Annotated in this window: 12 protein-coding genes; 4 read left to right on the top strand and 8 right to left on the bottom strand. The window is 69.7% G+C overall.

The features are described 5' to 3' along the window. Positions 1-34: 34 nt before the first annotated feature. On the bottom strand, positions 35-1,648 hold the full coding sequence (serA, locus tag AC3EO7_RS32520) for a phosphoglycerate dehydrogenase (RefSeq protein ID WP_431972477.1): 1,614 nt from the start codon (positions 1,646-1,648) through the stop codon (positions 35-37). Positions 1,649-3,251: 1,603 nt separating this feature from the next. Here serA and AC3EO7_RS32515 point away from each other — a divergent pair. Then, the gene (locus tag AC3EO7_RS32515) at positions 3,252-4,064 is read left to right on the top strand and encodes a nucleotidyltransferase domain-containing protein (RefSeq protein ID WP_431972478.1); all 813 of its coding nucleotides are present in this window, start codon (positions 3,252-3,254) and stop codon (positions 4,062-4,064) included. Here the strand turns inward: AC3EO7_RS32515 and AC3EO7_RS32510 are convergent. The 7 genes from AC3EO7_RS32510 to AC3EO7_RS32480 all read right to left on the bottom strand — a co-directional run bounded on the left by AC3EO7_RS32510 (position 4,054) and on the right by AC3EO7_RS32480 (position 10,412). After that, entirely contained in the window at positions 4,054-4,260 is a 207-nt protein-coding gene (locus AC3EO7_RS32510; RefSeq protein WP_357446224.1) for a cold-shock protein, read from the bottom strand. The two genes, AC3EO7_RS32515 and AC3EO7_RS32510, sit on opposite strands and share 11 nt — an antisense overlap. A 151-nt stretch (positions 4,261-4,411) precedes the next feature. Continuing rightward, complete coding sequence (locus AC3EO7_RS32505) at positions 4,412-4,618, bottom strand: cold-shock protein (RefSeq protein ID WP_011210759.1); 207 nt, start codon at positions 4,616-4,618, stop codon at positions 4,412-4,414. A gap of 221 nt (positions 4,619-4,839) precedes the next feature. Further along, a complete protein-coding gene (gene iolD / locus AC3EO7_RS32500; RefSeq protein ID WP_435593291.1) occupies positions 4,840-6,684 on the bottom strand; it encodes a 3D-(3,5/4)-trihydroxycyclohexane-1,2-dione acylhydrolase (decyclizing) in 1,845 nt (614 codons plus the stop codon). Next, a complete protein-coding gene (gene iolB / locus AC3EO7_RS32495) occupies positions 6,675-7,568 on the bottom strand; it encodes a 5-deoxy-glucuronate isomerase (protein WP_435593290.1) in 894 nt (297 codons plus the stop codon). Before iolB ends, iolD begins: the two co-directional genes overlap by 10 nt. Before the next feature lie 13 nt (positions 7,569-7,581). Further along, a complete protein-coding gene (locus AC3EO7_RS32490; protein WP_431972481.1) occupies positions 7,582-8,487 on the bottom strand; it encodes a Cgl0159 family (beta/alpha)8-fold protein in 906 nt (301 codons plus the stop codon). Continuing rightward, on the bottom strand, positions 8,484-9,440 hold the full coding sequence (gene iolC / locus AC3EO7_RS32485; RefSeq protein ID WP_431972482.1) for a 5-dehydro-2-deoxygluconokinase: 957 nt from the start codon (positions 9,438-9,440) through the stop codon (positions 8,484-8,486). The genes AC3EO7_RS32490 and iolC overlap by 4 nt, the downstream gene beginning before the upstream one ends. Positions 9,441-9,509: 69 nt before the next feature. Continuing rightward, on the bottom strand, positions 9,510-10,412 hold the full coding sequence (locus AC3EO7_RS32480; RefSeq protein ID WP_435593289.1) for a TIM barrel protein: 903 nt from the start codon (positions 10,410-10,412) through the stop codon (positions 9,510-9,512). Positions 10,413-10,700: 288 nt separating this feature from the next. Between AC3EO7_RS32480 and AC3EO7_RS32475 the strand changes: the two genes are divergently transcribed. From AC3EO7_RS32475 to AC3EO7_RS32465, 3 genes are all read left to right on the top strand, one after another. Then, a complete protein-coding gene (locus AC3EO7_RS32475) occupies positions 10,701-11,702 on the top strand; it encodes a LacI family DNA-binding transcriptional regulator (RefSeq protein ID WP_431972484.1) in 1,002 nt (333 codons plus the stop codon). Positions 11,703-11,756: 54 nt separating this feature from the next. Beyond that, entirely contained in the window at positions 11,757-12,770 is a 1,014-nt protein-coding gene (locus AC3EO7_RS32470) for a Gfo/Idh/MocA family protein (protein WP_435593288.1), read from the top strand. Between the two features lie 164 nt (positions 12,771-12,934). Beyond that, positions 12,935-13,225 (top strand): hypothetical protein, encoded by a 291-nt coding sequence (locus AC3EO7_RS32465; RefSeq protein ID WP_435593287.1) that lies wholly within the window; start codon positions 12,935-12,937, stop codon positions 13,223-13,225. Positions 13,226-13,227 lie beyond the last annotated feature (2 nt).

Raw genomic sequence — 13,227 nt, 5'->3', positions numbered from 1 at the left:
ACGGTCTGATGTCACGCCCGAGGGCGTGAGTGGATCAGAACAGGTCGACCAGCGCGATCTTGGCGGCGCCGACCGCCTCGGCGATGGCGTTCTGCACATCGGCGGGCACTTCCTTGTTGACGCGCAGGATGACGGTGGCGCCTTCCTTGTTCACGTCCTGGCTCAGCTGCGCGGCCAGGATGTCCACGTCGGCCTCGCCAAGCTTGGTGCCGATCTTGCCCAGCGCGCCCGGCCGGTCCTCGTAGTTCAGCACGGCCAGGTTCAGGCCCTCGGCGCGCATGTCGTAGTTGCGGCCGTTGATGTTGACGATCTTCTGCACCAGCTGCGGCTCGGTGAGGGTGCCCGCGACGTTCAGCGTGCGGCCGTCGCCGAACACGGCGCGCACGTCGACGACGCTGCGGTGGCTCGGGCTCTCCGAAGCGGTGGTGACCGTGGCGGTGATGCCGCGGTCCTTGGCGAGCGCGGGGGCGTTGACGAAGGTCACCGCCGGGCCCTGCCCGTCGCCCTCGGACAGCGCCGAGAAGATGCCGCGCAGCGCCGCGAGCTCCAGCACCGCGACGTCCTCGGAGGCGAGCTCGCCGCGCACCTGGACTTCGATGCTGACGGGCAGCACGTCGGACAGCGCGCCGATCAGCGCGCCCTGCTTGCGCACGATCTCGAGCCACGGGGCGACCTCTTCGCCCACGGTGCCGCCGGTGACGTTCACCGCGCCCGGCACGAACTCGCCGGCCAGGGCGAGCAGCACCGACTTGGCGACATCGGTGCCCGCGCGGTCCTGCGCCTCGGAGGTGGACGCGCCGAGGTGCGGGGTGACGACGACCTGCGGGAGGTCGAACAGCGGGCTGTCGGTGCAGGGCTCGGTGTCGAACACGTCGAGGCCCGCGGCGCGCACGTGGCCGGACTTGATCGCGTCGGCCAGCGCGGCCTCGTCGATCAGGCCGCCGCGCGCGGCGTTGACGATGATGACGCCCGGCTTGGTGAGGGCGAGCTTCTCCTTGCTCAGCAGGCCCTTGGTCTCGGGGGTCTTGGGCAGGTGCACCGAGATCAGGTCGGCGCGCTGCAGCAGCTCGTCCAGGGTGACCAGCTCGATGCCGAGCTGGGCGGCGCGGGCCGGGGAGACGTAGGGGTCGTACGCGATGATCTTGGTCTCGAACGCGGCGAGGCGCGCGGCGAACAGCTGGCCGATCCGGCCGAGGCCGACGACGCCGACGGTCTTGTCGAAGATCTCGACGCCGTTGAACTTGCTGCGCTGCCAGGTGCGCTCGCGCAGGGTCGCGTCGGCGGCGGGAACCTGGCGAGCCGCGGCGAGCAGCAGGGTGACCGCGTGCTCGGCGGCGGTGTGGATGTTGGAGGTCGGCGCGTTGACGACCATGACGCCGCGCTCGGTGGCCGCGGGCACGTCGACGTTGTCGAGGCCGACGCCGGCGCGGGCGACGATCTTCAGGTTCTTGCCCGCCTCGAGCACCTCGGCGTCGACGGTGGTGGCGGAACGCACGAGCAGCGCGTCGGCCGTCGGGACCGCGGCGAGCAGGGCCGGGCGGTCGGGGCCGTCGACCCAGCGAACCTCGACACCGTCACCGAGCGCGTCGACGGTCGACTGGGCGAGCTTGTCGGCGATCAGAACAACAGGACGGCCTGCTTGGCTCACTGTGGGGTACTCCTGGGGAAAGGGGGTCGGCAGTTACCGCCGACCAGCTTAGTAGTCGGCATTTCGTTCGGCCGTACCACCCGGTAGGCGGCTGCCGTCAGTGTGCGAGCGGCGCGGTGAGGTGCGGCGAAACCGAGAACGAATGCCGGTCTGTCGCAACGCCACCGGATCCGCGTCGGCCCTGTCGTGTGTCCGCGCACGCCCCGAACGGGCGCGTTGCCCGAAACCCTTGGAAAGACGGGAAGACCCCGCACCGAGGGGATGCGGGGTCTTCCATCGGTCGTGCCGATCGAACGGCACGGCTGCGATCGAGTTACTCGATCGCGGAGTCGAATCAGCGGCCGCCGAAGGATCCCGTCCACAGGGTGTTCAGCACACCGTGCAGCGCGGCACCGAGAGTGTCGAACAGGCCGTTGATGGCAGCACTACCGGTGTCGATGATAACGGGGATCATAAGAATTCCTCTTCGTTGAAATTATCCAGTCGAACTGGCTGACACACGGCACATCGGCGGCTTCGCGAATGCGGTTACGAAATTCCGAGGAATTGTGACGCAGACTACATTCGTTTATCGAATGCGACCCGCGTCACTGGACGTCAGGCGAGTCGACCCTCAAAAATGGCCTCCTGCCTGCACATTTGCCGCCCTGGAACACTGGTCGTGCGTCCAGATAAGGTGGCCGATCACAATTCCAAAATCTCTGAGAGAACTCTGAGGAATCGCCGGAGAAACTCTGAGAATATCCACTAGAGCGCTCTCATCGAATTCGGATGCAGAGCCTCTCGGAGCGCGAACAGGACCGGGAATCAGCAGCATCGCTCGATGTCGGTATTTCCCGAGGCGCAAGCACACGAGTTATTGCTCGGCAATTCACCGAATTTTCGGTGGAGACAGCCGAAAGCACCGTCTCCGCCACGGACTCGGACGGAGGCAACCACTCACAGCAACCTCGGCAGGCCGGTCGCACGACATCACGCGAGCCCAGGCGGGCGCCCGACGATCGGCATCCCCGTCCAAGGCGAACGCCCGCGAGAACGCACATCGCGGGTTCTCCGCCGCGCGAGTGCCACACCACCTCCCACCGAGCTTCCGGCAGCCCACACGCACGAACAGCACCGAAGGCCGTGCCCTGGGTACACCGCGGTCGGACGGCACAGCAGCATCGCGCCACGCCCAACCCGACCCGCCCCCGCCAACGTTCAACCGGCGGCCCCGCGGCCCAGCGCGAGCATTCCGGCGAAGGCCGGGTGGATTTCGGACGCCTCGGCGTGCGCACTCGCCGAGAGGCGCAGCAGCGCGGCGCGCGGCGCACTGCTCATACAGGATGGGCACGGCGGGCTCGAACATCGCGATGACGGCCACCGGAGCTCGTTGTCTGCCGCGATCGCGGCAGGCTCGCCACCGGGCAGGCTCGCCACCGGGCAGGCTCGCAACCGATCACCCGGCGGCTGTGCCGCCATGGCGCTCGGCCCAACGCTGTCGCTCGCCACGCTGACGAACATCACGATCGGACCCGATCCGGCTCGACAGTGATTCGCGCGGACCATGTTTCGTCCCGAAAAATGAGCTGAACGCACACACCGGCCCGCATACCATCGGCCCATGTCGTTGCGCGCTGTTCCCGAGTCGATGGATCCGACGGTGGTCGGGTCCGTCGACGCCGAGCTGGACCGGATCGAGCGCGAGTGCCGGGTGGGTGTGCGGCTGGCCATCGAAAGCGGCAGCCGCGCTTGGGGCTTCCCGTCGCCGGACTCCGACTACGACTGCCGGTTCGTGTACGTGGCGGCGCTGGACACCTACCTGTCGCCGTGGCGCACGCGCGATGTGATCGAGACGCCGCTGGTCGGCTTGCTCGATGTGAGCGGCTGGGATCTCGGCAAGGCGCTGCGGTTGCTCGTCAAGGGCAACGCGGTGCTGATCGAATGGCTGATGTCGCCGATCGTGTACCGCGGCGACGCGCGATTCCGTGCCGAGCTGCGGGAGCTGGCCGAGCAGGTCGCCACTCGCGACAAGGTGGCGCGGCACTACTTGCACCTGGGCGCGCGGCAATGGGAACTGTTCGACCACAACCGATCCCTGAAGAAGGTCTTCTACGCACTGCGCCCGGCGATGGCGCTGCGGTGGCTGCGCGAGCATCCCGAAGCCGCGGTGGCCCCGATGCATCTGCCGACGCTGATCGCGCAGTGCGAGCTGCCCGCCGACCTGGTCGCGGCCGTGACCGAGCTCACCGAACTCAAGTCGCGGACAAGGGAAATGGGCAGCGGAGTGGTGCCCGCACCGATCGCCGCCTTCATCGCGGGCGAATTCGACGGCGCCGCCGATGCTTTCCCGCGAACGACAGACCGGGATCCGGGACGCGCAAGGGAGCTGACCGCGGAGTTCTTCCGCGCGCAGGCCCTGTCGGTCAGCCGATGACGCGCACGCCGATCGCCTCCGGACCGGACTTGCTCTGGCGCAGCTCGAACTCGACCCGCTGCCCGGCCGCCAAAGACCGGAACCCCGAACCCTCCAGGTCCAGATAGTCCACGAACACGTCCTTGCCGCCATCGTCTTGGGCGATGAAACCGAAACCTTTTTCGGTGTCGAACCACATCACTGTGCCCTGAGCCATACGCCGTACCTTCTCCCGCGCAGAACCGGGGAAGGGTACACCGACCGAGGCCGATCGGTCCATCAGGTGGCGGCCTCAGGGGCCCGACCTGGCCTGAAAAGACGAGAGGCCCCGCACCGAACCGGTGCGGAGCCTCGAAGTGCGTGTCGAATCAGGCGACGACGCGGACGTCCTGGGCCTGCGGACCCTTCTGTCCCTGGCCGATCTCGAACTCCACGCGCTGCCCCTCATCGAGGGACCTGAAACCCGAGCCGCTCACAGCCGAGTAGTGCACGAAGACGTCGGGACCGCCGCCGTCCTGTGCAATGAAGCCGAAGCCCTTCTCGCTGTTGAACCACTTAACAATGCCTTGAGCCATTTCATACTTTCTGTTGACGAGCCAGGGACTTGCATGGACACCCCGGTCTCGTAGATCCACAATGCCATCATCGGACGAATTTCTCCACATTCGGCACCGTCGACTGTGAGCTATTCAACGAATCTCGGGGTCGGTGTCTCACACAGCGCGTCCGGGCCCGCCATCGACCGCCCAGCGAACAGGCCCGCATTTCGACGGGTGCGGGCGATCGCCAGCAGTTGTCATCGCCCGCGCGCGTAGCGCAGCTGAGCGGGCTTGTTCGCCTCGTAGTCGCCGCGACCGGAAAGGTATTGCGGTACACCGACTTCCCACCACGCACCCGCATCGGTCCAGTCGGACGCCCGCGTGCGCACCACCACGACCGCGGGACGCGACGCCGCGACCGCGGCCGCCCTGGCTTGGGCGTAGGCGGTTCGAAACTGGTCGGTATTGCTTGCAGCGAATATCGAGCAACCGAGCGCCGCCGCGTGCGCCGCGAAATCGACGCGCGGTGGGTCGGCGAGGGTGGTCCGGCAGTCCGCGTACTGATTGTTGAACGCCGCGCCGCCCTGTCCCTCCTGGAGCCGCGCGATCACCGCGTAGCCGTCGTTGTCGCACACCACAGCGACGAATGGATGCCCGGCGAAGGCCGCCGAGAACAGCTCCGAATTCAGCATCAGATAGGAGCCGTCGCCGAGCAGCGTGGTGACCAGACCTGGCCGGTGCGCCATGGCGGCGCCCCACGCGCCCGCGAGCTCGTAGCCCATACAGGAGAATCCGTACTCGACGTCCATGCTCGGCGTTCCTCCGGCGGCGCGCCAGCCGCCGATCAGCTCGCCGGGCAGCCCGCCGGAAGCGGTCATGACGTAGTCCTCCGGCGCCGAGAGCTCGTTGACGATGCCGACCACCTGGGCGTAGCTGGGCGTCCCCGGCGTCGGCGCGCGCAGCTTGTCGATCCGGGCGTCCCAGGTCTCGCGCAGCACCGCCGCGCGCCCGGACCAGTCCGCGGGCGCCGTCCACCCCGACAGCTCCTGGCCCAGCTCGGTGAGGGTGGCCGCCGCGTCGCCGACGATCGCCAGCGCACCGTGCTTCACCGCGTCGAAGCGGGCCGCGTTGACGGTGACCAGGCGGACGTCGGGCGCGAAGACCGTCCACGAGGCGGTGGTGAAGTCCTGGAGCCGGGTCCCGACGGCGAGCACCAGATCGGCGTCGGCGGCGAGAGCGTTCGCCGACGCCGAGCCGGTGATGCCGAGCGGTCCCGCGTGCAAGGGGTGATCGTGGGGCACCAGGGTCCGTCCCGCGGTGGTCTCGGTGATCGGAATACCGCGCCGCTCGGCGAATTCCACCGCCTGCGGGCCCGCGCCCGAATAGCGCACCCCGCCGCCGACGATCAGCAGCGGCCGCCGCGCGGCGCGCAGGACGGCGGCGGCCTCGCCCAGTGCGCGCAGGTCGGGACGCGGCCGCGGTACGCGATGCAGGAGCGGAGCGAACAGCGCGTCCGGGAAGTCGAAGGTCTCGGCCTGCACGTCCTGCGGCAGCGCCACGGTGACCGGTCCGGCGTCGGCTGGATCGGTCAGCACGCGCGCCACCTGCGGCAACGTCGCGATCAGCTGTTCTGGTCTGGTGATCCGGTCGAAGTATCGGCTGACCGCGCGGAAGGCGTCGTTCACCGTCGCGGTCGCGTCCCCGAAATGCTCCACCTGTTGCAGCACCGGGTCGGGGGCGCGTCCGGTGAAGGTGTCGCCGGGGAGCAGCAGGAGCGGCAGCCGGTTCGCGTGCGCGACCCCGGCCGCCGTGACCATGTTCAGCGCGCCGGGACCGATCGAAGACGTGGCGACGCCGACCTGACGCCGGTGGGTGGCCTTGGCGTACCCGAGCGCCGCCAGCGCCATCCCCTGCTCGGTGTGGCCCCGCCAGACGGGCAGTTCGTCGCGGCGCTCGTGCAGCGCCGTACCGAGGCCGAGCACATTGCCGTGCCCGAAGATCGCGAAGGCCGCCGGGAAGAGCGGCACATCCGCCCCGTCCAGCGTCTCCGAACGCTGTGCGACGATCCAGGCCACCAGGGCCTGGGCGGTGGTCAGTTCCATGGCGACCGTCCTTCCGGGCTGGTGACCGGGCAGCGCGGGTCGGTCGGCTCGCTGATCCAGCCATCTCGGACCCAGGCGTGCGCCGGATCGTCGCAGAAGGCCATCGACCGTTCGGGCGCCGGACCGGCCAGCACATTGAGGTAGTACATCGGGTAGCCGGGCGCGGCGACGCAGGGACCGTGGTAGCCGCGCGGTATGAGGAAGACGTCGCCGTCGCGCACCGCCACGTTCTCGTCCAGCGCGCCGTCGGCGGTGTAAATGCGATGCAGGCCGAAACCCTCGCGGGACGGGGTGACGCCGTCACGGCCCGCGATGCGGAAGTAATAGATCTCCTCGTTGACCACCTCGCACTCGCTCGCCTCGTCGTGCTTGTGCGGCGGGTACGACGACCAGTTGCCGTCCGGCGTGATCAGCTCACAGGCGTTGAGCTTGTCCGCGTGCTCCCATACTCCTGGCACGCCGAAGTTGGTGACCTGTCGGGTGGCTCGGCCCGCGCCCCTGACCTCGATCGGAATATCCTCGGCTGCACCGTATTTCGGCGAGAGCCGCCGCGCGCACTTGGCCATGGGCAGGGCGAGCAGCGCGCCGTCGGCGCTGGAGATCCGCGCTTCGGCGTCGCGCGGCACGTACGCGAAGTCCGTCACGCGGTGGAAAACCGAAGCGCGCCCGGCCAGTTCGAGGACGATCCCGTCGACGCGAACGACGCACGAGCCGGAGAGCGGCAGGACGAACGCCTCGTACTCGCCGGTGGACAGCGTTCTGGTCTCGCCCGGCTCGACCGTCACCACGCGTAGACCGGTGTAGCGCCACCCGGCGTCCTCGGCGGTCAACCGGATCGGATCTCGGCCGTCTGCCAGTGTCCCGGCCGGACGATGCGATGTCATCGGGACTCCTCCGTCATCGGGACGCCTTCAGCATGCGGGCCGCCGCGTCGACGGCGACGGCGACATCGCCGTCCGGCGGATACAGCAGAGCGCGCCCGACCACCAGGCCGCGCACCACGTCGTGGTGCAGCGCGCCGCCCCAGGCGGCCAGGTCGGCCGCGGGGTCTCCGGAGGGCGAGCCGCCGAGCACCACCACCGGCAGCGTCGTGGCGTCCAACACCGAACTGTCCTCGGGTGCGGGAATTTTCAGCCAGGTGTAGGCGGAGGTGACGCCGAGGCCGGAGGCGACCGTGATCGCCCGCGCCAGCGACGGCGCGTCCTTGCTCATCACCAGCGCGCCGGAGTGGTCGCGGTGATACGGCAGCGGTTCCACCATCGCCATCAGACCGTGCGCCGCCAGCTCGGAGACCGCCTGCGCGCAGGCGTGCAGGGTGGACGCCGTACCGGGATCGGAATCGACGAGGCGCAGCAGCATCTTGCCGCCGTCGAGGCGGCAGCGGACAAGGGCGTCGGCGTCGTAGCCGGTGAACCGGTCGTCGATCTCCCACTCCGCGCCCGCCAAGCCGCCGCGGTTCATGGAGCCGATCACCACCTTGTCGTCGAGCGCGTCGAGCAACAGCAGTTCCTCGACCACGTCGGGCGAGCCGAGCACGCCGTCCACGGCGGGATTCGCCAACGCGATCAGCAGCCGCTCCAGGAGCGCGCGGCGGTCGGCCATCGCGGTGCGATCCGATCCGACGCCGAGCGCGCCGCGGGCGGGGTGGTCGGCGGCCACCAGGAACAGCGTCTCGCGGTCCGACAGCACGCTCGCGCGCCGAATCCGCTTGGCGTAGGCCCGCTCCACGGCCGCGGGGTCCTTGGCGCGCATCCGCAGCAGCTCGGCCCAACGATCGTCGGTCAGGTACGGGACGGCGTTCATCGGCACAGCAGCTCCTCGATCTCCGCCGCCGTCGGCATGGCGTCCGCGCAGGCCAGCCGGGCCGCGACCAGCGCGCCCGCCGCGTTGGCGTACGTGGCGATCCGGTGCGGGTCCCAGCCGGCGAGCAGCCCGTGGACCAGCGCGCCGCCGAAAGCGTCGCCCGCGCCGAGACCGCACACCACTGTCACCGGGCACGGCGGCACGGTCCGGCGCTCGTCGGCGGTGGCGACGAGTACACCGTCGGCCCCGCGTTTGATCACCGCGAGCCGGACCCCGCGCGCCAGCAGTCGATCGGCTGCCGCGTCGGGGTCGGCGGTGCCGACCGCGACGCCGACCTCGGTGCGGTTGCCGACGACGACGTTCACGTGGTCGATCAACCCGCCGATCTCGGCGCGCGCGGTCGCCTCGTCGGGCCAGAACATCGGCCGGTAGTCCAGGTCGAGCACCGTGTGCCCGCGCCGGGCGCGCCGCTCCAGGATCGCGCGCTGGGTGCCGCGGGCGGGTTCGGCGCTCACTCCGGTGCCCGTGACCCACAGCAGCGGGACGGCATCGATGAGATCCCACGGCACGTCGTCGGGTGTCAAGGTGAGGTCGGGCGCGATCGGGGCGCGGTAGAACAGCAGGGGCGGATCGGCGGGCGGATTCAGCTCGCAGAAGACCACGGGCGTCAGCAGATTCGGCGCGGTGCCGACGTGGTCCGCGGCGACGCCGAACTCGGTGAGCGCCGCGCGCACATAGGAACCGAAGCCATCCGGGCCGACCTTGGTGAGGACCGCCGTGCGACGGCCGAGGCGCGCGGCGGCCACCGCGACGTTGGTCGCGGTGCCGCCCAACGATTTCGCGAAGGAGCGAACCTCGGCCAGCGGCACGCCGCTTTGCTCCGGATACAGGTCGACGCCGACGCGGCCGATGGTCAGCGCCTCCGTCGTCCCCGCCCCGGCGGCCGCGGTCACGAGCGGACCACCCGCGCCAATTCGTGTCGCAGCGCGTCCCATGTGGCCCCGCCCGCCATCCGCGCCCTCCTACATTCGCGCCGACGTCGATGCGACGCCGAGATCGGCGAGATAGCGCAGACTGCGTTGCGCGTCACGGCTCGCCGACTCCACCGGGTCGGTCGGCCGCAACGCCATGTCCTGCTCGATGACGAACCAGCCGCGGTAACCGGCCTCGTGGACGGCGCACACGAGCGCGGCGATGTCGACGTCGCCCGCACCGAGCGGCACATAGAGTCCACGGCGCACCGCATCGCTGTATTCCACTGCGCCACCGCGCACTTCGCGTGCCAGATCGGCGCGCACATCCTTCAGGTGGACGTGGCCGATGCGGTGCGCATGCCGCCGGGCCAGGCCGACCGGATCGGTTCCCCCGACGAGCAGGTGGCCGGTGTCGAGACAGAGATCGAGATCGGAGTCCGCGAGGAATCGTTCGACTTCGTCCTCCGTCTGCACCTGGGTGCCGACGTGCGGATGCACCGCGGTGCGCAGACCGTGCGCGGCCGCGAGGTCACGAATGGCGGCCGCGGTGTCCAGGAGGGTCCGCCACCCGGCCGCGTCGAGCCGTGGGCGGAGGTTGTAGCCCGCCAACCCGGTGGCGGCGGCCAGCACCAGGACCTCGGCGCCGGTCGCCGCGAACAGTTCGGCCGCGCGCCGCGCCGCCGCCAGCGCCTGCTCCGGCGCACGGTGCAGCGGCAGCGCGAGGAATCCGCCCACGGCGCGGATGCCGAATCCGTCGAGCAGCGCGCGCAGCGCGGCCGGGTCGTCCGGGAGATAGCCGGGCGGACCCAGCTCGGTCGCGGTGATGCCGAGTCGAGTCATCTCGGCCAGCACGGTCTCCGCGTCGAGCACATGGCCCCAGCCGGGGACTTCGCACACGCCCCAGGAGATCGGCGCGGCCGCGATACGCAGCGGGTAGAGAGATTCGGTCATCGCACCCTCCGGCCTTCGAGGTGAACAGGCGCCCTCGCTTGGAGCGCTCCAACTATGTAACGCGGGCCACAGCGTGTCAAGGGTTGCGGCCCCTCCGCGTTTCCTTGTCTCTACCTCGTATTTCTTTGCCAGGCATGACAACAGGGCATGGTGCGAAAGGTGCTCGGCGCCGGATTGGAGCGCTCTATTGATCGGCCCGCTTCGCTGCGTGTAACGTCCGATCCGGCACCCGGTACAGCCCGTTCGACGGGCTGGGAGCCGGACACGGGACGGCCGGACGGAGGCGAGATGGCGCGACCGACGATGGAGGACGTCGCCGCCCGCGCCGGCGTCTCGCGGGCGCTGGTATCGCTGGTCATGCGGGATTCGCCGAAGGTCAGCGCACACCGTCGCCGCGCCGTGCTGGAGGCCGCGCGCGATCTCGGCTATCAGCCGCACATCATGGCCAGATCGCTGGCCAGTCGCACCTCCAATATCGTCGGAGTCCTCGTCTCGGATCTGCGCAACGCCTTCTTCGCCGACGTTGTGGAGGGCATGGACGCCGTCGCCCAGCGATCGGGGCTCGAATTGATTCTGAACACCGGCAGGCGTAGCGCGGCCCGTGAGCGCACCGCACTGGAGAGCTTGCTGTCGTTCCGCCCCGGCGGGATCATCCTGCTCTCCCCCGTGCTACCCGCCTCCGCGATTCGTCATGCGGCACAACAGGTTCCGATCGTCCTGGTATCCCGCGGCTCTACCATCGCCGGCGTCGACACCGTCAACGACGACGGCGAGATCGGCAGCGCGCTGGCTGTCGACCACCTGGTTTCCCTCGGCCACAGTCGAATCGTGCACCTGGACGGGGGCGCAGCTTTCACCGCCGCCGCCCGCCGCCGCGGCTACCGCACCGCCATGGCGCGGCACGGCCTGGAACCGATGGTCATCGCCAGCGAGCACACCGACTCGGCAGGCATGGAAGGCGTGCGCAAGCTGCTGAAGATCTTCTCCCCCAGCACTTTTCCCACCGCGCTGATGTGCGGCAACGATTTCAACGCCGTGGGCGCGATGTCGGCGCTCGAGGAAGCCGGGCTGCGAGTGCCGGACGACGTCTCCGTCGTCGGCTATGACAACACGTCGCTTGCCGCGCTGCGCCACATCTCGCTCACCACCATCGACCAGCCGCGCGTCCGGATGGGCGGGCTCGCCGTCGAAGCGCTCGCCGAACGTCTCCGCGACGGCCGCATCGACCCCGTCCGCCGCAGGCTGGAACCCAAGCTCGTCGTCCGAGGAACCACCGCCGCACCCGGCTGAATCACAGCGAAACACCAAGGCAGGCAATCGAATTCTTACCGAGCAGGAGGATCGATGAGCACCACCGTCACCATAGGCCTCGTGGGCACGGGCCGCATCGGCACCGCGCACGCCGAAACGCTGCACGAACTTCCGGGGGTCGACCGCGTCCTTGTCGCCGATATCGACACCACTCGCGCGCACGCCGCGGCGGCCAAGCTCGGCGTCGAAGCCGTCCCCGACATCCAGACGCTGCTCGCCGCCGGCCTCACCGGCCTCGTCGTCGCCACCGCCACCGACTCCCACCCCGCGCTGATCGCCGCCGCCGTCGACCGTGGCATCCCCGTCTTCTGCGAAAAGCCCGTCGCCGCCGACATCGACGGCACCCTGGCCGTGCTCGACCACCTGCGCGGCGCCACCGTCCCCGTGCAGATCGGCTTCCAACGCCGCTTCGACGCCGGCTACCGCGCCGCGCGCGCGGCCGTCGCGAGCGGCGAACTCGGCTGGCTGCACACCCTGCGGGCCACCACCCTCGACCCGGCGCCGCCGCCCGCCGACTACGTCCGTCGCTCGGGTGGACTGTTCCGCGACTGCGGCGTCCACGATTTCGACATCATCCGCTGGGTCAGCGGCCGCGAGGTCACCGAGGTCTACGCGCACGGCGCCAATCGCGGCGACCAATTCTTCACCGCCGCAGGCGATATCGACACCGCCGCCGCCCTCCTCACGCTCGACGACGGCACTCTCGCCACGGTGAACCTGGGGCGCTACAACGGCGCGGGCTACGACGTCCGCCTCGAGGTCCTCGGCTCACGCGGCAACGCCATCGTCGGCCTCGACGACCGCGCTCCACTGCGCTCCGTCGAACCCGACCACCACGCCTCGCCCTACCCCGCCTATCCCGGCTTCATGGAACGATTCCGCCGCGCCTACACCGAGGAACTCGCCACCTTCGTCGCCGTCGCCACCGGCTCCACCCCCACCCCCTGCACCGTGGCCGACGCGCTCGAAGCCGCCTACATCGCCGAAGCCTGCACACGCTCCCGCGCCGAGCGCCGCCCAGTCGCGCTCACCGAAGTGCGCCGCTGAGTCCCCCCACCACACCAGTCCTGCTCACACATCACGGAGACACCCACCACCCTGGCACAACGATCGAGATACGGAACCGAAACCTGTCGGACCCCACCGCCAAACTGTTGGTACTCAGCACAACAGCCGTCGCTCACCAGCGACACGCATCACCCGGGGGTCCCATGTTCCAGGTCGCACTCACCGCTGTCTCCCTCACCTGCATCGCCACCGCCGTCCTCGCCCTCACCGCAGGCGGCATCGCCGACTCCCTCGCCGCCCGCGCCATCAAAGCCTCCGAATCCTGCTTCATCGGCGACACAGTGCCTACCGACAAGTTCTTCGAGAACCGGCAGAGGTACGAGAGGCTGCACCGGATTACGGTGCGGTTGATGATGGGTGGGTTGGGGACGTTGGTGGTGGGGATCGCGGTGCTGGGGGTGGCGGCGTGGCAGTTCAAACATGCGGGGCGGTAACA

Source organism: Nocardia sp. bgisy118 (genome assembly GCF_057708605.1).
The sequence above is the reverse complement of the archived record's forward strand: the minus strand, read 5'-3'. Positions and strand labels throughout refer to the sequence as shown.